Source organism: Carboxylicivirga mesophila, from assembly GCF_018271975.1.
Taxonomy (GTDB): Bacteria; Bacteroidota; Bacteroidia; order Bacteroidales; family Marinilabiliaceae; genus Carboxylicivirga; species Carboxylicivirga mesophila.
Map to the genome: position 1 here is coordinate 34,490 of NZ_JAGUCN010000013.1, position 20,285 is coordinate 54,774.

The 20,285-nt window shown below is 42.4% G+C and carries 14 protein-coding genes and 1 tRNA gene; 4 read left to right on the plus strand and 11 right to left on the minus strand.

The features are described from left to right. Positions 1-242: 242 nt before the first annotated feature. Together KEM09_RS12120 and gyrA are read right to left on the minus strand one after the other, a co-directional pair. Entirely contained in the window at positions 243-1,403 is a 1,161-nt protein-coding gene (locus KEM09_RS12120) for a tetratricopeptide repeat protein (protein ID WP_212228651.1), read from the minus strand. Between the two features lie 48 nt (positions 1,404-1,451). Beyond that, positions 1,452-3,980 (minus strand): DNA gyrase subunit A, encoded by a 2,529-nt coding sequence (gene gyrA, locus KEM09_RS12125; RefSeq protein ID WP_212228653.1) that lies wholly within the window; start codon positions 3,978-3,980, stop codon positions 1,452-1,454. Between the two features lie 347 nt (positions 3,981-4,327). Here gyrA and KEM09_RS12130 point away from each other — a divergent pair, with 347 nt between their 5' ends. Then, the gene (locus tag KEM09_RS12130; RefSeq protein ID WP_212228655.1) at positions 4,328-6,844 is read left to right on the plus strand and encodes an ATP-dependent Clp protease ATP-binding subunit; all 2,517 of its coding nucleotides are present in this window, start codon (positions 4,328-4,330) and stop codon (positions 6,842-6,844) included. A 64-nt stretch (positions 6,845-6,908) separates the two neighbouring features. Here the strand turns inward: KEM09_RS12130 and KEM09_RS12135 are convergent, their stop codons facing one another. The 6 genes from KEM09_RS12135 to mtnA all read right to left on the minus strand — a co-directional run bounded on the left by KEM09_RS12135 (position 6,909) and on the right by mtnA (position 14,938). Next, positions 6,909-7,787 carry a tetratricopeptide repeat protein gene (locus tag KEM09_RS12135; RefSeq protein ID WP_212228657.1) on the minus strand — a complete coding sequence of 293 codons (879 nt, stop codon included), beginning with the start codon at positions 7,785-7,787 and terminating at the stop codon, positions 6,909-6,911. Between the two features lie 125 nt (positions 7,788-7,912). Beyond that, positions 7,913-8,551 carry a tetratricopeptide repeat protein gene (locus KEM09_RS12140; protein ID WP_212228660.1) on the minus strand — a complete coding sequence of 213 codons (639 nt, stop codon included), beginning with the start codon at positions 8,549-8,551 and terminating at the stop codon, positions 7,913-7,915. A gap of 117 nt (positions 8,552-8,668) precedes the next feature. Beyond that, entirely contained in the window at positions 8,669-9,967 is a 1,299-nt protein-coding gene (thrC, locus tag KEM09_RS12145) for a threonine synthase (RefSeq protein WP_212228662.1), read from the minus strand. Between the two features lie 3 nt (positions 9,968-9,970). Beyond that, positions 9,971-11,182, minus strand: coding sequence for a cofactor-independent phosphoglycerate mutase (locus tag KEM09_RS12150; RefSeq protein WP_212228663.1), 1,212 nt, complete (start codon positions 11,180-11,182; stop codon positions 9,971-9,973). Between the two features lie 19 nt (positions 11,183-11,201). Continuing rightward, positions 11,202-13,622, minus strand: a complete 2,421-nt coding sequence (thrA, locus tag KEM09_RS12155) for a bifunctional aspartate kinase/homoserine dehydrogenase I (RefSeq protein ID WP_212228664.1) — start codon at positions 13,620-13,622, stop codon at positions 11,202-11,204. 284 nt (positions 13,623-13,906) lie between these two features. Continuing rightward, the gene (gene mtnA, locus KEM09_RS12160; RefSeq protein ID WP_212228665.1) at positions 13,907-14,938 is read right to left on the minus strand and encodes an S-methyl-5-thioribose-1-phosphate isomerase; all 1,032 of its coding nucleotides are present in this window, start codon (positions 14,936-14,938) and stop codon (positions 13,907-13,909) included. 110 nt (positions 14,939-15,048) lie between these two features. Between mtnA and KEM09_RS12165 the strand changes: the two genes are divergently transcribed. Continuing rightward, positions 15,049-16,161, plus strand: coding sequence for a substrate-binding domain-containing protein (locus tag KEM09_RS12165; RefSeq protein ID WP_244824982.1), 1,113 nt, complete (start codon positions 15,049-15,051; stop codon positions 16,159-16,161). 57 nt (positions 16,162-16,218) lie between these two features. On the opposite strand, the gene KEM09_RS12170 is transcribed toward KEM09_RS12165, so the two are convergent. Further along, positions 16,219-16,521: a hypothetical protein gene (locus KEM09_RS12170; protein ID WP_212228666.1), complete on the minus strand. Its 303-nt coding sequence runs from the start codon at positions 16,519-16,521 to the stop codon at positions 16,219-16,221. A gap of 208 nt (positions 16,522-16,729) precedes the next feature. Here KEM09_RS12170 and KEM09_RS12175 point away from each other — a divergent pair, with 208 nt between their 5' ends. Further along, positions 16,730-17,875: a hypothetical protein gene (locus tag KEM09_RS12175; protein ID WP_212228667.1), complete on the plus strand. Its 1,146-nt coding sequence runs from the start codon at positions 16,730-16,732 to the stop codon at positions 17,873-17,875. Positions 17,876-17,978: 103 nt separating this feature from the next. Then, positions 17,979-18,054: transfer RNA gene (locus KEM09_RS12180), tRNA-Lys, on the plus strand. A gap of 355 nt (positions 18,055-18,409) precedes the next feature. Here the strand turns inward: KEM09_RS12180 and KEM09_RS12185 are convergent. After that, complete coding sequence (locus KEM09_RS12185; protein ID WP_212228668.1) at positions 18,410-19,321, minus strand: dihydroorotate dehydrogenase; 912 nt, start codon at positions 19,319-19,321, stop codon at positions 18,410-18,412. Beyond that, positions 19,315-20,085, minus strand: coding sequence for a dihydroorotate dehydrogenase electron transfer subunit (locus KEM09_RS12190; protein ID WP_212228669.1), 771 nt, complete (start codon positions 20,083-20,085; stop codon positions 19,315-19,317). Before KEM09_RS12190 ends, KEM09_RS12185 begins: the two co-directional genes overlap by 7 nt. Positions 20,086-20,285 lie beyond the last annotated feature (200 nt).

The window sequence follows — 20,285 nt, forward strand, 5'->3', positions numbered from 1 at the left end:
GGGCGTGACATAATTTTTCTTTTAACCTAAAACACTAGGTCAATACGAAAATAGTAAATATAAATTTAAACCCGTTCTAAATAAGAACGGGTTTACTTGTGTTTATGCGGTCTGTGCAATGTCGTGTACCGATTAGCACTTGTGTTTTCAGGGTCTCCAGACTAAAAAAAGTCATGAGATTGATATTATGTTATTTTTAGATGTAAAAAAATAGCCGGCGATTAAACCGGCTACCTTCTTTATTAATTTAAAGCGTCAATCTTAGCTTTTACCTCGTTGTACTTGTCCATTCTCTCAAAGCGGTAATATAAACCTTTTAAAGTTTCCAAAACTGCTGCTTCTTCCGGTTGAACTTCATGAGCACTTTCCATGTATGGTAATGATTTTTCCCAGAATTCGTTAGCCACTTCCATTGCTGCATTGAATTCTTTTGTGGTCGTCTTGTCATTGGCAACATTCTGCTGCTCAACACCTTTGTTATAATAGATAACACCAATGTTATAAAGCGCATTGAAGAACTTACTGTCAATTTCTAAACACTTTTCATAGTTCTTAATGGCTTCATCTTTATCAATGTTCTCATACAGAACACCGCGCGCATAGTAGAATGATGGATTCTCAGGATCCTTTTCGATTGCTGTATTCAGGTATTCTAAAGCAGCATCATTCTGCTGAGCATCCAGGTAGTACTGAATCAGTGTTGTTAAAATGCGCTCATCTTCTGGGTACTTTTGGAAACCACGTTGCAGGTTTTCAGCTACTTTCGTACTGTCTCCAGATGCATCAAACACCTGATCCAACAACAATACAGCATCACCACCACCGTAACCTAAGTCAATTGACTGGTTGAAATACTGTTCAGCTCTGTTCCAGTCCTTGGCATTGTAAGCGGCTAATGCGCAGTTATATACGATAGCAGTATCAATACCTGGGGCTTCTTCCTGGAACATTGGTAAAGCATTGATGTACAATACGTTTTCAAAAGCAAATAAAGCCTGTTCGAAATTTTCTGTATTGAACCCTTCGATACCCGAGTTAGTTAAGTCAGGCTTGAAGAATGTCAACTGAAGCTTAATTTCTTTCTCATATTTACCGATTCCTTTACCTTTAGCATCGCCTTTTTGGTCAAGCTCAATGGCTTTCTTGTAGAAGTCCACTGCTTTTTTGATGCCATCAGCGTCCTGCCCGGACTTAGACAATTCAGTATAAACTTTGGCAGCAATAATGTATGTTTTAGGCCAGTCCTTTGATTTCTCATGCTCAATAGCCTGGTCAATTGCCTTTTTTGCAGCATCTACGTCATTTGTGTCCAAATAACCACTGGCAGCTGATACTTTACCTTTTTGGGCAAATACAGCTGAGATACTGAAAATTAAAATTGCAAATAGCGCTAATCTTTTCATTTCAAAAAGTTTTAGATTGATTTTGTGAGGCAAATATAGTATTTATCCTCATTCGTTAGTTTGTTCCTTAGTATTTTCGGTTACCACGTCATCGTTATCCTCTTGCTCAAAAGCTTCCTGTTCAATGGCGGCTTCTGAAGTAACTTTAGCTACCGATGCGATTTCATCCTGCTTCTTGCTCAGGTTGATTAATCGAACGCCCTGAGTAGCACGCCCCATTACTCGCATCTCACTAACTGACAATCGAATAGCAATACCCGATCTATTAATAATCATTAAATCGTTATCATCAGTCACGTTTTTAATCGTGATCAATTCACCGGTTTTCTCACTGATATTCATGGTTTTTACCCCTTTACCACCGCGGTTGGTAACCCGGTAATCTTCCGTTTTGGAACGTTTTCCATATCCTTTTTCAGACACCACCAGAATATCTTCAGCTTCTGTATCTTTCACACAAACCATGCCAACCACTTCGTCATGCTCTGAAGCCAGTGTTATACCTCGCACGCCTGCACCTGTACGACCGATGCATCGGGCCTGTGTTTCGTTAAAACGAATGGCTCTACCTGAGCGTGTCGCCATCAATATTTCCGACTGTCCATTGGTGAGACGGGCCTGCAACAGCTCATCGTTCTCTTTAATGGTAATGGCATTCACCCCATTTACACGTGGACGAGAGTAATCTTTCAGTAATGACTTCTTAACCACACCTTTTTTGGTACCCATCATGATGTAGTGCGAATTGATGTAATCCTCATCATTCAGCTTCTTCACCTTGATAAATGCCTTCACCGTATCATCCGGATCGATGTTCAGCAGATTTTGAATGGCTCTACCCTTTGAATTCTTTGTGCCTTCCGGTATTTCATATACTTTCAGCCAGAAACAACGGCCTTTCTTAGTGAAGAACAGCATGGTATTGTGCATAGAAGCCGGATAGATGTGCTCAATAAAGTCTTCATCCCTGGTGGTTGAACCTTTTGAACCAACACCACCTCTGTTTTGCGTCTTGAACTCAGCTAGTGGCGTGCGCTTCATATAACCCAGATGAGAAATGGTAATGATCATTTCTTCATCAGCGTAGAAATCTTCCGGGTTAAACTCTTCAGAACTGTAAACTATATCTGTACGACGCTCATCGCCATACTTAGCCTTGACCTCTTCCAGCTCCTCTTTGATAATGCTCATGCGCAGTTCAAAGTTGGCCAATATATCTTTCAGGTGGGCAATCTCCTTCATCAACTCTTCGTACTCTGCACGCAGCTTATCCTGCTCCAGTCCGGTTAACTGACGCAGGCGCATTTCTACAATGGCGCGTGCCTGTATATCTGTTAGTTCAAAGCGTTTAATGAGGTTCTCACGTGCTTCATCAGGCGTTTTAGCAGCTCTGATAATTTTGATCACTTCATCAATATTATCACTGGCAATAATCAATCCTTCCAGGATGTGAGCGCGTTTCTCGGCCTGCTCCAATTCGTATTGTGTACGGCGTGTCACAACTTCGTGACGGTGCTCTACAAAACACTTGATTAATCCCTTAAGATTCAATAATTGTGGACGACCATTTACCAATGCAATATTATTGACCCCAAAAGAGGTTTGCATGGCCGTATACTTATATAAATGGTTCAGCACCACATTGGCAATTGCATCCTTCTTCAAGTCAATCACAATGCGCATACCCTGACGGTCTGACTCATCATTCACATTGGAAATGCCATCGATCTTTTTATCATTCACCAGGTCGGCAATCTTCATGATCAGCTCGGCCTTATTCACCATGTATGGTATCTCTGAAATGATAATCTTCTCACGACCGTTGCCTTCCATCTCAATATCTGTTTTGGCACGGATCACCACACGTCCTTTACCAGTGTTAAAGGCATCTTTAACACCCTGGTAACCATATATAGTACCTCCCGTTGGGAAGTCAGGGGCCTTAACAATATCAATCAACTCATCAATTTCGATGTCATTGTTGTTGATGTAAGCAATGGTGGCGTCAATCGTGTCGCGCAAGTTATGCGGCGGCATATTCGTAGCCATACCCACTGCAATACCGGATGCCCCATTGACTAAGAGGTTAGGAATGCGTGTAGGTAAAACAGTTGGCTCCTGAATAGAGTCATCAAAATTCAATTGAAAATCAACGGTGTTTTTCTCAATATCCACCAACATTTCTTCCGCCAGCTTATTTAAACGCGCCTCAGTATAACGCATCGCCGCCGGGCTATCTCCATCAACCGATCCGAAGTTTCCTTGTCCATCAACCAAAGGATAGCGCAATGACCAGTCCTGAGCCATCCTTACCATGGCAAAATAAACCGATGAATCGCCGTGTGGGTGGAACTTACCCAGCACCTCTCCTACAATTCTGGCAGATTTTTTATACGGCTTATTGGCTGCTAATCCCAGCTCACTCATCCCATACAAAACGCGGCGGTGAACCGGTTTCATTCCATCACGAACATCAGGTAAGGCACGCGAAACAATCACCGACATCGAATAATCGATGTAGGCTGACTTCATCTCTTCCTCAATGTTGATTTTTATTATTTTTTCTCCTTCAGTCATTTATGAGTTTGTTTTTATATAATCTATTACAATAAAAAATGGCTTGTACCAGCCATTTTTTGAACGCACTAATTTAAGTAATTTCGATTAGATGGAAAAACGATTATTAACACATTTTATCAACAGGCAAAAAGCAGGCTCACCGCAGGAATGTTTTCAACATTTTTTGATTATTGCGGGGAGAATAATTAAATTCATCCATTGACAAGAAGCTGCACAATTGTCAGGTTTTACAGTTCTTTGGCTGTTCTTTCGCTTATTGCACGATTCTTGTTCATTTTTTTTACCTGTCGGCCAAACAAGAGGCGCGGCAGCTTGTTTTGTAATAAATAGATTCAAACAATTATATGGATTTAAACTTTTCGCCACGTATTAAGGACGTGATCTCATACAGTAAGGAAGAAGCTGAAAGGTTGGGTAACCATTTCATATCGCCAGAACACCTGATGCTTGGCATTTTGCGTGATGGTGAAGGTGTTGCCATGGAAATAATGCAACGGCTGAATGCCGATATTCCGCGCATCAAACAAGCGTTGGATGAGCACCTGAAAGAAAAAGAGGCCATCCAAAGCGATAACCTGCCCTTATTACAATCAGCCGAACGAGTGTTAAAACTGGTTCACCTCGAAGCTAAAGCCTTAAAAAGTAAGCGTGTTAATACAGGCCATTTACTAATCGCTCTTCTGAAAGAAAAGAGCAGTATAATATGGGAAATTATGGCAGAAGAAAATATTAATTACCAGCGGGTTAAAGAAATGCTTGAGCAAGAAGCTCCCCTGGCCAAGGCCGACTATCCGGAGGATGACGATCAGGATAGCCCCTTTTCCGGCTCCGGCTCCGGTTCGGGTGGCGAAGGCAGTAAAGCTGGTGCCAAAACAGGTTCAGACACACCGGTACTTGATAACTTTGGCATTGACATCACCAAAGCTGCAGAAGAAAACCGTCTGGATCCCATCGTAGGCAGAGAAAAAGAAATTGAACGACTGGCGCAAATATTAAGTCGCCGCAAAAAGAACAACCCCATTTTGATTGGTGAGCCGGGTGTTGGTAAATCGGCTATTGCTGAAGGCCTGGCTTTACGTATCAACGAAAAGAAGGTATCCAGAGTACTATTTGATAAACGTGTGGTAACCCTTGATTTGGCTTCTATTGTTGCTGGTACCAAATACCGGGGGCAATTTGAGGAACGCATGAAGGCCATTCTTAACGAATTAAGCCGCAATCCGAACATTATCCTGTTTATCGATGAGATACACACCATTGTAGGTGCTGGTGGTGCCACCGGCTCACTGGATGCAGCCAATATGTTGAAGCCTGCGCTGGCGCGTGGTGAGATACAATGCATTGGTGCCACCACGCTGGATGAATATCGTCAGCACATTGAAAAAGATGGTGCCCTGGAGCGTCGATTCCAAAAAGTAATGGTGGAACCTACGACGATTGAAGAAACCGTTGAGATATTGAATAATATCAGGGAGAAATACGAAGACCACCACAATGTAAGCTATACGCCCGAAGCTGTGGAGGCCTGTGTTAAGCTGACTGAGCGTTATATCTCTGACAGACATCTGCCCGATAAAGCCATTGATGCTTTAGATGAAGCAGGTTCGCGTGTGCACATTTCTAATATTGTTGTGCCCGAAACCATCCTGACGATTGAGAATAATATCGACGAAGTTAAGGAGAACAAGATTAAAGCCGTAAAAGCACAAAATTTTGAGCTGGCGGCCAGCTTCCGTGACAAAGAAAAGGAATTGCTGGAAGAGCTGGATAGTGCTAAAAGCAAGTGGGAAGAAGAACTGCTTCAGCACCGTGAGAGCGTGGATGCTGAAAAAGTGGCAGAAGTAGTAGCCATGATGACAGGTATTCCGGTACAGCGCGTTGCCCAGGCCGAAGGCTTCCGCCTCTTGAAGATGGGTAAAGAATTAAATGGCTCTGTCATTGGTCAGAATACGGCCATTGAAAAGATTGTAAAAGCCATACAACGTAACCGTGCCGGACTGAAAGATCCGAATCGCCCCATTGGCTCATTTGTCTTTTTAGGGCCAACCGGTGTTGGTAAAACCCACCTGGCAAAAGTGCTGGCCAAGTATCTTTTTGATACAACCGACGCACTTATTCGCATTGATATGAGTGAATACATGGAGAAATTCTCCGTGTCGCGATTAGTAGGTGCCCCTCCGGGATACGTTGGGTACGAAGAGGGTGGTCAACTAACCGAAAAGGTTCGTCGTCGCCCTTATGCAGTGGTACTTTTAGATGAAATTGAGAAAGCACACCCAGACGTCTTCAATTTACTGCTTCAGGTGCTGGATGAAGGCCGTTTGACCGACAGTTTAGGTCGAAAAGTGGACTTTAAGAATACCATCATCATCATGACATCGAATATTGGTACGCGTGAACTGAAAGACTTTGGCCGTGGAGTTGGTTTTACTCCTGCCAGCAGTATTTCTGATCGCGATCATGCTAAAGGTGTTATCGAGAAGGCTCTGAAAAAAGCATTCGCGCCTGAATTTATTAATCGTATTGATGATGTTATCATCTTCAATAACCTGGAAAAAGAGGATATTCACAAGATCATTGATATTGAACTGAAAGGATTGTATGACCGGGTTGAGGCTTTGGGATACAAACTGGAGCTGTCTGATAAAGCCAAAGACTTTATCGCCACAAAAGGTTACGACGTTCAGTATGGTGCCCGACCTCTTAAGCGTGCTATCCAGAAATACCTGGAAGACGAAATGGCCGAGGTTATAATTCAGGCGTCCGTATCAGAAGGTGATATTATTAAGGTGGATTATGACGATAAAGAAGAAAAAATAACCACCGCCATTATTGAACTATCGAAGAAAAAAGAGGAATAGAGACCTCTATTTACTACATAAAAAAAGCTGCCAGTGGGCAGCTTTTTTTTATGTAATTCCTGGATTATTTCAACAGGGCCGCCATCTGACTGGCCTTCTCCTCCATTTTCAATCGTCTGTATGCAATACTTAAACAGCTGATTATAGCCTTGTCCTTTGGCGAAAGTTGGTGTGCCTGCTCCAGGTATGGTAATGCTTTATTATACCCTTTAGCAATCTCCTCCAGCTTTTTTGTTGAAGTGTGGTAATCTACCCGACTCGGATTTTTCATAGCCTCATAGCGTTTAGTTTCTTTACTATAGAGATAGTCAGTTTGCTTAAAGTAGATCACCCCCAGCTTCTTAATACTGTTTTTATGATTGGGCTCTAAAGCCACCACTTTTTCAAGCTCCTCTGTAGCCATAGCATAATCCTTCAAGCGTTCATAAGATGAACCTAGGAGGTAGTGATACATGTAATTACCAGGCTCCTCGCTGATAGCTTCACTTAAGGATGTCACCGCTTTTTCATATTGCGCAGAGTTAAAGTACAGATAGCCTAGCTTCTTGGTGAATTCAGCCTTTTGAGCTGCAAACTGATTGCGCCCATCAATCAAAGCCTTTTCTGCATTATCAAATTGCTTTGTGCCGGCAAATGCATCACCCATAGACAGATATAATTCTGCCTCTGAATAACCGCTTGTCTGCGCCTTATCCAGCATGGTCACAGCCTTTTGATAGTCCTTAGCCTTAACATAGTTTTGACCAGCTTTAAACCAGGAGAATGCATCAGTATTACCGTCTGATTCATAGAGCTGAGCAGCTTTTTCATACAATTCGGCAGCAGCCAGGTATTGCATCTGACTCTCCTGCATGATGGCATCGCTCTTCATTACATCCGCATTTTGCGCGAATAGTGCACCCACAAAGCCGGTGAGTAACAGCACTGATAACAGTTGTTTCATTTACATCTTGTTTTTAGGGGTTGAGCTACAAAAATAACTGAGTTAGTTAGAAATTCACCAAGAATGATACCAAAAAAAAGCGGCAGCCTAATCAGACTGCCGCTTTCAACTATTTTAATTCTTTCTTAGCTAGCCAGGAAAGTGTCAATTCCGCTTAAGATGGCTTGTGCATTTTTATTAGCTGCATCATACTCCAAAGCTTTTTTAGCTAAATCAGCTGCTTCATCCAAAACAACTTTAGCTTTTTCTTTAATAGCATCCCACTCATCACGGTTACCATCAACACGTGTATTTAAGATGCCTTGTCCTTTGGTGTAAAGTTCGTTACTTTCTTTCACATAGTAACCAGCCAACATCTTTTTCATATGTGCCACATACTTGCTTGTGCCATACTCTTCGATACCCGCTAACAGCACTTTTTCCATTTCTGCATCTTTATCAGAACTCTTCAATGCTGAAGCAATGTAATAGGTAGAAACGTCTGCTTTGTAGTTTAATTTCTTAGACTCACCGTAAAGGTTAATGGCCTTATCGTAATTTTTTATTTTACGAGCACAGGTAGCTGCATTGTAAACCATGGCTTCATCCATTGGTTCTTCACCCCATGATGCAATTGCTTTTTCAAATAACTCCAACGCTCCTTTGTAATTTTTCGCTCTTAAAGCTTCATTCCCCTGATTTTTCAATTCTGCCGCACTTTCTTCCTGAGCAAAAGCTCCGAAAGCTACCATTAACACAAGAGATAAAGTTGCTAAATACTTCATAATAAAATTCTTTTAATCTATTTTATTGATACAATTGATTTCAACGGTCGTAAAAATAGTTTTTTTTTAAAAATATATTAAAGATTAGCAGGATTTTTTAACAGATGCCTACTTACGTCAGGCGTAAGTCAGCAGGATTTTCACCAAATCCTTATAGTCAGCTGAGGCGCTTTCTACTCGCTTTTGGCCATCTAAAAATGCCTTGAGGCGCTCGGGTTGTTCCACCTTTTGCTGAATCATCTCTTCCACCGTTTCGGGAAACTTAGCCGGGTGAGCAGTTGCCAGGAATATGCCGTAGTCCGTAGTCTCCAATTTTTCTTTGATAGCATGATAGCCAATGGCACCGTGCGGATCAAGTACATAACCAGACTCATTGAATACCGAACGAATGGTTGAATAAATTGTATCATTATCCACTTTCACACCTTCGACAACCGCTTTTATATCCGATAAATTACGATTAAACAACTCCTGAATCCGGATAAAGTTGCTGGGATCACCTACATCCATGGCGTTGGCCGGTGTGGCAATGCTCGGGGCGGGTTGATAATTACCCGTATCCAGATATTTTGGAACAATATCGTTACAGTTGGTGGCAGCCACAAATCGCTTGACAGGCAATCCCATCTTGTAAGCAATTAATCCGGCAGTTAAATTACCGAAATTACCACTAGGCACACACAACATGACCTCTTTGTTCCCTTGCTTAAGCGCCTGTGCATAAGCTGAAAAATAATAAACCATCTGCGGCAAAAAACGCGCCAGATTAATAGAGTTGGCCGATGTCAGCTGCATACTTTTCTTGAGCTCATCATCCATGAAAGCCGTTTTAACCAGACGTTGACAGTCGTCAAAAGTTCCATCCACCTCTATGGCTGTAATATTTTGGCCCAGTGTGGTGAATTGCTTTTCCTGTACATCCGACACTAATCCTTTTGGATAAAGTACAAATACGTTCACCCCTTCTACACCCAGGAAGCCATTGGCCACAGCACTCCCCGTATCACCCGATGTAGCCACCAACACATTCACTTCTGCACCTGTGTCTTTGGTAAAACGCGCCATAACACGTGCCAGGAAACGAGCACCTATATCTTTAAAGGCTAAGGTAGGCCCATGAAATAATTCCAGTGAACCAATTCTATCGGTGACCGGCACCAACGGAATGGGAAAATTAAATGCTTCTGTTGTTAGTTGCCTGAAGTCATCTTCGGGTATTTCAGGACAAAAGAAGTGCTTTAAGGTTTCGAAGCCTATTTCGCCCAATGGCATATCTGGCAAAGCTTTCCAGAAATCATCCGGTAAAACCGGGATAACTTCTGGCATAAACAGGCCTTTATCAAGTGCCAAACCATTAATAACGGCATTCTTTAAGTCACTCTTAACAGATGGATTATTTGTACTGTAATATTGCATTGTTTACTTTTTTCCGGATAATAATACCTGCATAAATTCTGTTTGATCGATAAAACCAAATACACCATTGCTTACCGATTCTTCATTATATTCCTTCACCTTATCAGGTGCCAAGCCTGGTCGATAGATCATAAACGGCACATGGTCGCGCGTGTGTGTTCTGATCTCGCATGGTGTAGGGTGATCGGGCAGAAAAGCCACACTCACATCTTCGCCATCCTTACTTAGATATTCCAACACCAGCTTCACCACTTTCTGATCAATATCCTCCAGGGTTTTGATTTTCAACTCCACATCACCTTCATGACCAGCTTCATCAGGTGCTTCAATATGCAGAAACACATAGTCGGCCCCTTCCTTTAATGCTTTTAGAGCAGCTTGTGCTTTGCCCGTATAGTTCGTAGTATACAAACCTGTTGCTCCTTCTACAAAAACAGATTGCAGTCCTCCCAGCCGGCCTAACCCATGAATCAGGTCAACAGCCGATATCACCACTCCCTGCTCAATGCCATAAAGCTCCTTTAAGGTGGGCATGGCAGGCTTGAAACCAGGCGACCATGGCCATATCATGTTGGCAACGGGCAGTCCTTTAGCACGCCTGCGCACATTAACCGGATGAGCACTCAACAGCTCATTGGAAGCAAACATCAGCTGGCGCAGCAGTTTAACGGTATCATTACTTTCAAAGGGCTTGGGTAACACCGTTTCAACAAACTCACCAGGCACATCGTGGGGTGGCGTACATTCTACGCCATTTTTTCCACCCTTTATCACCATCACATGACGATAGCTTACACCGGCATAAAATTTAACACGCTCAGTGCCCAAATACTCATTCAAGGCATTGATTAATTCCCGGGCTTCTTCTGTTTCAATATGGCCGGCAGAATGGTTGAGCAGCTTAGCCGCTTCCACGGTCACCAGATTGCAGCGAAAAACCAGATCATTGGGTTCTATATCAATCCCAAGAGCTGCCGCTTCCAACACGCCTCGGCCCTGATAGTATTTTTCAGCATCATAGCCCATAATGGTCATATTGGCCACTTCGCTGCCCGGATGCAATGAATCTGGCACCGTTTTCAGGTAACCACAACCCGATTTCTCACAAAGCTGATCGATATGAGGTGTATTAGCGACCATCATCGGCGTTTTGCCATTCAGGCGTTCAATTGGTTGATCGGCAAAGCCATCTGCCAGTATTACAAGATGTTTCATGTGTTTATTTCGTTTAAGGTTAAAGGTTCACTACTTTAATAATATCGGCAAAAACACCGGCAGCTGTCACGTCTGCTCCGGCCCCGTAGCCTTTTATCTCCATGGGATGTTCGTAATAATAATCTGATCTGAGAATCACTTTATTATTGCTATCTGCGAGGTTATAAAACGGATGATGTGCATCCACCTCAATAAATCCCACCCGGGCACGTCCCTCTTTGAGTGAGGCCGCATAGCGAATGACTTTCCCTTTTGCGGCAGCTCCGGCGCGCATCGCTTCAAAGGCATCATCATAGGCCTTCAAGCGTTGCAGGAATCCATCAACAGATTCATCTGTAAAATACTCGGCAGGCACAAATGGTTTGATCTCTACGTGTTGCTCCTCAAGGGCATACTCACTCTCGCGTGCCAGAATCAACAGTTTACGCAGTACATCTGTTCCTTTCAGATCAATACGCGGATCAGGCTCACTATAGCCCAGTTCTTTAGCCTCGAGTACTACCTCTGACAGAGGACGATCTGCGCTGACATTATTGACGATATAATTCAAAGTGCCCGACAGCACTGCTTCCAGCTGCAGTATGCGATCGCCACTCTGCACCATACCATTGATGGTGTTAATGATTGGTAAGCCAGCTCCCACATTCGTTTCAAACAAGTACTTCACCCCTTTCTGACGGGCTGTTTTCTTTAGTTGCTCATAACGCGCGTAACTTGATGAGCCGGCAATCTTATTGGCGGTCACCACAGATACATTATTTTCCAGCAATCGCTGGTACTTTTCTGCCACCAGTGCACTGGCAGTACAGTCTACAAATACACTGTTTGAGTGGTTGTTGGCAATAATTTGCTCCACAAACTGATCAATTGTTCCCGGACTAGCCTCCTTAAGTACTTCAAGGGCCGATTCCAATTCCAGTCCACGATCATTAAATATCATCTGCTTTGAGTTGGCCAATCCAGCTAAACGTATGCTTAGATGCTCGGTTTTTAATAAGCGCTCTGATTGACGTGTGATTTTCTGCAGCAGGTTCTTACCTACTGTACCAACACCTACAAGGTACAGGTGAATGGCCTGATAAGCACTCAGGAAAAAAGACTCATGCACGACATTGAGGCACTTTCGCAGATCGCGTGCATGGATCACAAACGAAATATTCAGTTCAGAAGCCCCCTGGGCAATAGCGTATATATTAATACCATTGCGGCCTATATCACTAAACAATTTGCCCGACACACCTGGCGCATGCTTCATGCCCTCTCCAACAATGGCCACCACCGCCATTTCTTTATCAATAGAAACACCATTAATTTCGCGGCGGGCAATCTCTTTGTCAAATTCCTTTATTAATGCCAACCTGGCCACTTCTACATCCTCAGAAGCCAGTACCACACTAATACTGCTTTCGCTGGATGCCTGGGAGATAAGGATAATATTAATATTATGACTGGCAAGGGCACTAAACATGCGCATCGAAATACCAGTGATCCCAATCATACCATTGCCCTGCAGAGTTAATAATGCCACATCTTTAATGGACGACAGACCTTTAACACGTTGTTGTTCATCCTTCTGATCATCAATTAAAGTGCCTCTTGCCGAAGCATTAAATGTATTTTTAACTTTAATAGGGATTTGTTTTTGTAAAGCCGGAATGATAGTTGGCGGATAAATCACCTTAGCACCAAAATGCGACAGTTCCATCGCTTCTGCATAACTCAGGTGTTCTATGCAGTAGGCCCGTTTTATTACTCGCGGATCGGCCGACATAAAACCATCAACATCCGTCCATATCTCCAGAACATTTGCCTCCAGGCCTGCAGCCAGTAAAGCCGCAGAATAGTCTGAACCTCCCCTGCCAAGCGTCGTGTTTTCGCCAACGGCATTGGCTGCAATAAAACCAGGAAAGACATTCACTTTACCTAATGAAAACTTCAGCTCGCCAATAGCTTGCATAGTTTCATTGTATTTGACATGATGCCCTTTGCCATTCGCCTCAGTAGTGATAAAGAGACGACTATCAAACAGTTTGGCACCGTCCATCAACTGGCTTAAAAAAACGGATGATAGGCGCTCACCAATACCTACTATTGTATCGTAACTTTTGGTGCTTAATTCACGCGTTAAAAAAACCCCCTGGAGCACTTGCCTTAACTCTTGCCATACATTCTCACATGTGCTATATAGCTGTGCCTGACACTTGTCATCAAATAAATCCTGTGCTACTGAGGAGTGAATTTGAACCACCTCTTCAAGTATATTCTGGTAATCCTCGCCCTTTACTGCTGTATTGGCAGCAAGCACCAGTTTATCAGTAACTCCTCCAACAGCAGAGACGACCACAACCACAGGCTCCGACTGGCTTTTTACAACCTCTTGTACTTTTCGGATAGCGGATGCACTGCCCATAGAAGTACCACCAAATTTTAAAACTTTCATATAGTGAGCTTTACAAAATCAAAATAATCGATGCCTAACCATTAGCAGATTAGGTTGAAAAACTTATAAATAAAAAAAATGAATTGACCGGATGAAATAATAAGCTATACCCCCCAAGGGGTAGTTGTAGAAGTAGTAATATTTGTAATAATATAATTCATCTTTATTTTGGTCACGAATGAGTGATTTCATTGCAAAAATAGGGATATATAATTTAAATCAAAATTACAATCCCTATTTTTTTATTAATTTATAAGTATATGTATTGTAAAACTACTTATTTTTTATTGGTATCCCTTTAACTCATCAGGACGAATGATACCACGATTGGTGATAAAACCGGTTATATAGCGATTAGGGGTAACATCGAAAGCCGGATTAAGTCCAGATGAACCGGGAGCGGCCATGCGAATCTTGCGTATGATATTGTTATCATCAGGCCCTTCATGATAGAGCAATTCCTCATCGCTCCTTTCCTCAATTACAATTCTATCACCGGAAGGTGTATTAAAATCAAACGTGCTGAATGGAGCTGCTACATAAAACGGAATACCAAATTCCTTTGCCAGAATGGCTTTTTCAAGGGTACCTATTTTATTAGCCACATCACCATTGGCCGTAATCCTATCGGCTCCGGTTATCACCATATCAATATCACCCTTAGCCATATAGTAGGCAGCCGCATTGTCTGCTATAATCCGATGCTCCACCTTGTTTTGTCCCAATTCATAGGCCGTCAGACGAGCCCCCTGACCTCTTGGGCGTGTTTCATCTACATATACGAAAGGTTGCTTGCCGGCATTATGCGCCGCATATACCGGTGACAGTGCCGAACCGTAATCCACAAAGGCCAGCCAGCCGGCATTACAGTGAGTCAGTATTCGTCCGGATGGCTGAATGAGGGTATTCCCGTATTCTCCAATTAGCCGACACCCCTCCGCATCCTCATCAGCAATCTCTTGTGCTACAACCATAGCTAAGTTCCTTTGCTCCTTACCAGCGTTAAATACCTTTTCGGTGGCATAGAACAAATTAACAGCCGTTGGACGTGTCGCTTCAATATATTCACGAGCCTCCTGAATCATATGCATGTCTTCAGTGGTTTCAAAAACTTGTGCCATAGCAAATCCGGCTGCTGCTCCAATAGCACCTGCACCTCTCACTGTCATGTTTCGAATAGCCTCAGCAGTTTCCTGATAGGTGTTAAAATGCACGACCTCAAACTCAAAAGGCAGCTTATTCTGATTGATCATGGCCACCTGTCTGGTTGTATCATCATACCAAACCGTTCTATAATGTTGATTTTCAATTAACATTTATTCTTTTTTAAATCATATTTTCAAGATAATAGCCAGCTCTGAACTTTACTTTGACCGGCATTTGTTGTAAATTAAATACAAATTTATCCACCTCAAAAATATCCGGTATGAAAAGAATCGTCAAAACACAAGACATGGCCGTTGATACCCTTCCCAATAGAGATGGTCAGCTACCTGCCAGGATAGTGGCAAAACACCATTCAAACACGCCATTATGGCTTTCAATCAATGCCTTAAAATATGTGTTAACAGTTTGCCTTCTGGGGATGTTCATCCTTTCATCCTGTGAGATGAAACCCAAAGTAGGCTTTTTAATGGATAGCCTTGAAATAGAACGCTGGAATAAAGATAAGGCCTTGTTTGAAGAAAAGGTGAAGGAGCTGGGTGGCATTCCTTATGTTGAAGTAGCAGACTCAGATCCAGATAAACAGATGGAACAAGCACAAAAGCTTATTGATGAAGGCGTGGACGTATTGGTGGTAGTGCCGGTTGATTTAGAAAAAGCCGGCGAAATAGTCAAGCTGGCCCACAAAAACTATATTCCTGTTATATCATACGATCGCCTGATTAAGAACTGTAACCTGGACTATTATATTTCAACTGACAATATTAATATTGGTGAACTACAGGCTAATTACCTGACAAAAATAGCTCCCAAAGGTAATTACCTCTTAATCAGCGGTCCAACCAGTGATTACAATGCCTATTTGTTGCGTTTGGGTTGGATGAATGTTTTGCAGCCTCTGGTGGATAAGGGTGACATTAACGTTGTTCTGGATGAATTCAGCAATTATTGGCTGCCCGACGAGGCCTATCGCATCTTAAGCACCTATTTAAAAGACAAAAATGAGGTAGATGCAATTATCTGTGGCAATGACGCCTTAGCTTCTGGTGCCATCACTGCCCTCAAAGAGCACAATAAAGCCGGTAAAGTTCTGCTGGCCGGGCAGGATGCCGATATCATGGCGGTGCGCAATATTGTGGCCGGCAATCAAACAATCACCATTTACAAACCTATTGAATCCTTAGCCTTTGCAGCTGCCAATGCCGCCATTAAAATTTCTGATGGCGAGGCTCCTTCCAATATGAATATCACCGTTAATAACGGCAAACGTCTGGTGCCAGCCATTCTTTTGAAAGCCAGTGTTGTTAATAGCCAAAATATAAGGATGACTGTTATACAGGAAGGCTATATAGGAGAGCAGGAAGTATTTAACTAATGATATTTCCAGCATCTAATGTTTAGTGAAAGGTCATCTACTCAGGTAGGTGACTTTTTAGTATAGCCACCGAGCCATAAGGGCCTGGCTACACAATGACTGCACCATCAATTCTGGCACTATTCTTATAACATCTTGGCAGTTGTGCAAAGCATGTTTACTTCTCTTTTTACTTTCTTCTTTGGAATCATTGATGAATTCCAATATGGGCTTTTTTAATCCAATAATGACCTTCTTGGTCTTTGCTATGACACGATGCCCGCTAGCTTCAGTCTCCGTGTCATTAAAATAACCTGGATCCAAAAATAACTGCATAAACCAGTCAGCCAGTCTTTCAATGAATACTTGATACGAAACCATAATTACTTAATTTATTACTTATTTTTTCTAGTACAACACTAAAACAGTAAACCAATATGATTTCAAATATCTTCTATATATTAGACCTTTATAAACTTATTAAGCATTTTTTATTACAAAAAAAGTAGCTTAAGACGACTTAATAACTTAAGCAATTACTTAACTTTATACTTAAGTTTTATACCTTTGTTAGTCAAAGAATCAATTAATGCGAAACGCACCTGCCACAAATACCATACACACACATCCTGCAGCTTTTTTAATGCAGCAGTGGCAGCGTTTCTTAAGTGGCCTAGATCGAATATTAACCTTCTATGAAAGCGATAAGCAAGTGGAAGGTCTGGAATGGCATCAACAAATGCATGGTATCATTTCTCCTCTTAATATCAGCGATGAGGCCAGGCAAAAACTAAAAAGCATCTCGAAAGAAAAGATAAGCCATCAATGGTTGCGGCCCGAATTATTGCCATTTGTCAGCCAGGATGCCATAAAGCTTAATCAACTCGATTTATTCTCAGAGTCGCATTATTTGGTTTTATTGGTGCGCACCAATAAACGCGAGACAACAATTTTATCGTATCTGTTTTTCAGGAATGACTGCAGTAATTTTGGTATTTCGGGTAATCAAAGCAAATTGGAGACTTCGCATAAGGCCATTATAGGCCAAATGGCCAGTCAGTTTGCCAACATTGCCCTTGACAATTATTATTCTGTACGTGAAGAATCAGAGAGCTTTAAGGAAGCCACCAGGAGCTTACTGAATGCCAATCAATTAGATAATACCAAGCAAACAGAGGCCTTAAAAGAGTGGAAAAACAACTGGTTAGATACATACTTACTTGAATCAAGTCGAAGAGATGGCGTTAATTATGTTTTGTCAGAACAAGGCCGGGCTAAACTCCTTTCAGGCGAACACACTTACGAGGCATGTAAAGATGCAATTGACAAATGTATACATTACATATGTAAACTTTATAATCCAGCTACAGGTGATGAATTGATGATTGAGGCAAGCTACATTCAACTAGCCCAACAGTCAGTTCATCAACAATTATCAAAGGCTCCTTTAGCCACTAACCAACAAAACAGGGCCATGTTGATACTAGACCGCCTGGAGGATGCTGCAGCGTATTTGCAGCAGCAAGGGCAGTCCATTACCAGTGCAGATGTTGGAGCGACTATGCAAAAGCCCATATCAGCACCTGCCATCTCCGATGCATTGCGAAAAAACAGGGTGCGAATATTACAGCTATTAGAGCAGTACCCGGAGCGCTGGCCCGTTATCAGGCGCTATTTTAAACCCATAATTAACCTACGCAATAAAAATAATCACTTCTTAAGTGCCAGTGGGTAAAAAGTTTGATTATTCAGCATGAATGTTCATCTTGATTAATCTTAAACAAAACTTGTGCATATGCCTCATAAGGTCTATATTTGCAATCGCAAAAGCAAAGGATGACTCAGTAGCTCAGCTGGTAGAGCAACGCCCTTTTAAGGCGTGGGTCCAGGGTTCGAATCCCTGCTGAGTCACCAACAAGCTCCGTTTGACGGGGCTTTTTTTGTTTATAGACTTTGGCTACTATATAAGCTATTAGCAGAGGTATTTACATTGGCCTATTAAAAAACTATAAAGAGCGCAGCATCCTTTTGTGAGCTTAAAACAAGCTATTATACTCCTATTAAATAATTGCCAAATGTAACCACAACTTGCTATACTAACTGCTTTAAAATGCCAAACAGAGAGGTACGCCTAACCTATTATTAGTTTACAATTGTAATTGGAGTTGCAGATACAGGACTATGAGTGTTGTTTACTTTTGTAAATTAGCTTCGCACAAAAAAAAGCCCACTATAAAGTGAGCTTAATATCTATAAATAGTTGAAAGGTTTACACCTCTAAAGCACCAACCAGGTCACTGACCCTATCAAAGCCATGCTCCTGACAGTATTGCTCCAGCCCTTCAACGATCTTAGCAGTTACACAAGGATCGATAAAATTGGCCGTACCCACCTGAATGGCAGAGGCTCCTGCCAGCATAAATTCAACTGCATCAGTGGCATTCATGATACCCCCCATACCTACAATCGGCACCTTTACCACCTGTGATACCTGCCACACCATGCGTAAAGCAACAGGCTTCACTGCAGGACCGGATAAACCTCCCGTTACAGTGCTCAATACCGGCTTACGGGTCTTTGCATTAACGGCCATGCCCAGCAGGGTATTAATCAGTGAGATGGAATCGGCACCAGCCCCTTCCACAGCAGCACCAATCTCCGCTATGTTCGTTACATTTGGTGATAGTTTCACCATCAGGTGCTTCTTATATACCTTACGCACTGCTTCCACCACCGATACAGCAGATGGACAGCTGGTACCAAAGGCCATCCCGCCTTCCTTCACATTCGGGCACGAAATATTCAGCTCAATACCAGGAATCTTATCCAGTTCATTCACCACCTCTGCTGTCTTGATATAGTCTTCAATGGTTGAACCAGATACATTCACCAGCATGTGCGTATCGTAATCTTTAATGCGTGGGTATATGTGATCGGCAAAGTAGTGTACGCCTTTATTTTGCAAGCCTACAGCGTTTAACATCCCTTGTGGTGTTTCAGCCATACGCGGATAAGCATTGCCCTCGCGGTGTTCCAGTGTAGTACCTTTTACTAATACACCGCCCAAACAGCTGATATCGAAAAAATCCATGAACTCTTCACCATAGCCGAAGGTTCCGGACGCTGTCATCACCGGATTTTTTAGCTGTAATCCGTTTAAATCTATCTGTAAATCTACCATTTCAAATAAGTTGAGTCAAAAACAGGACCATCCGTACAAGTACATTTATGCCCGTCAATGGTGTCAGCCACACAGCATAAACAAGCCCCAAAACCACAAGCCATATGATTTTCGAGCGACACTTCACATGTAATGTTATGGTTACGTGCATATTTGGCTACCACCTTCATCATTGCTTCCGGCCCACACGTATAAATCATATCAATCTCCGGTTCATGTGTGCGCATCACCGGGTGGTGAATCACGTAGCCTTTAGTACCTACTGAACCATCTTCGGTGGTGGTGTGCACCTGCCCCAATGCTCTGAAAGCCTCTAAAGCAATCAGGCCTTCCTCTGTGCGTGCTCCCAGCAGGAACTGTGGTTCAATACCATTGGCCTTTAAATGGCGACCCATAAATAATAAAGGCGCTATTCCGCAACCGCCACCTACCAGCAAAACGCGTGGCTTCTCAGGCAGTGAAAAGGAATTACCCAGCGGGTAAACTAAGTTACAATTGTCACCTTCTTTAAGCTGTCCCATCAACCTGGTGCCTTCACCAATCTCCTGTACCAGCAGTTTCATGGTGTTATTTGCTTCATCAATGTCATGAATGGAAATAGGTCGTCGGAGGAAGGTATTTGGCCCATTATCCACCCGCACTTCGACAAACTGACCTGGCATCATCGCCGGTAATTTACCAGGATGCTGCAGCGTTAAGATGACATACTCGTAATTTAAGCGTTCATTTTTAATGACCTTAAAATCATCGATGTACTTCTTCATGTATCTTTATTACAATTAATATTGCATAAGTAAAAAGATTGCCGTTTACATTTGTAACAATCCCAAAATTGGACAAAGATACACAAAACTGAGTAATTAATACGAATCCTCCTAGTTACATTTTGATAAGGTACATAAATAGGCGTCTATTATCATTAGAAAAGACGATGGATAAGATATGTTTAAACCACAACACGCGT